This is a genomic window from uncultured Pelagimonas sp. (assembly GCF_947498515.1).
GTDB lineage: Bacteria > Pseudomonadota > Alphaproteobacteria > Rhodobacterales > Rhodobacteraceae > Pelagimonas.
Window position 1 is genome coordinate 1 of the sequence record NZ_CANMKO010000034.1, and the last position, 791, is coordinate 791.

Here is a 791-nt window from a genome sequence, read left to right on the forward strand (position 1 = left end):
ACCCCCCAACAAAAACAAAACCGCCCTCAAGCAAAGGGCGGTTTGGTGGGGCTAAAGGGGGGCTGGTCTGACTAACGTTTGTTAGATTTACGGATCACATTGCGCACAGCGTTTCGTTTTTCGCTTTCACGGTCGCTGCTGCCCATAATCATACCGATCTGGTTCATGTCGTTTTGGGTCAAATTAGACAGATCTGAGCCAGGTGCGTATTGGCGAATTTCGCCCATGCTCTGAGCCATCGCAGACCCTGCAATTAGTACTGTGCAAGCAATCAAAGCGGAGGAAGCTATGAGTCTCATGGTCGTCTCCTGTTTCAATGCGATTGTGGTGACTGCTCCACTATGTAATGCGCGCTACTCAAAATGCGAGGTTGGTAGGGATGCGAATGACAAATAACCGCAGCACCTATTGAAACTTGGTGCTGCGGTCTTGCTGCGAGAGCCCTTTAGTTAACGATTTTGCGAACGGCGTTGCGCTTTTCGCTTTCGGTGTCACCGCCGGAGAGGATCAGGTGCAGCGAGGCAGTTTCAGCGGATGTCAGCGAGGAGACGTCGGCGCCGGGGGCATATGTCTGCACGTCGGACGAGAGCGAGGCGTTTGCAGCACCGGTCAGAGCAGCGGTTGCGATGAGGGCGGATGCGATGATGGTTTTCATGACAGGGGTCCTTTTGAGGGAGGAAAAAGGTTTTGGGAGGTAAGGTGCTTTGCGCCATTCGGTCTCCGAAAAGCTCCTGAACGCGTTATGCGGTGCAAACGCTGCCTCATGAGCTGTTCGGAGGCATGTATATAAT

2 protein-coding genes are annotated in these 791 nt (G+C 53.1%); both read right to left on the bottom strand.

The window, feature by feature from the left end; all coding sequences use genetic code 11:
- Positions 1-71: 71 nt before the first annotated feature.
- Positions 72-299, bottom strand: coding sequence for a hypothetical protein (locus Q1A43_RS22390; protein WP_299930702.1), 228 nt, complete (start codon positions 297-299; stop codon positions 72-74).
- Between the two features lie 146 nt (positions 300-445).
- On the bottom strand, positions 446-655 hold the full coding sequence (locus Q1A43_RS22395; protein ID WP_299930695.1) for a hypothetical protein: 210 nt from the start codon (positions 653-655) through the stop codon (positions 446-448).
- Positions 656-791: the final 136 nt, after the last annotated feature.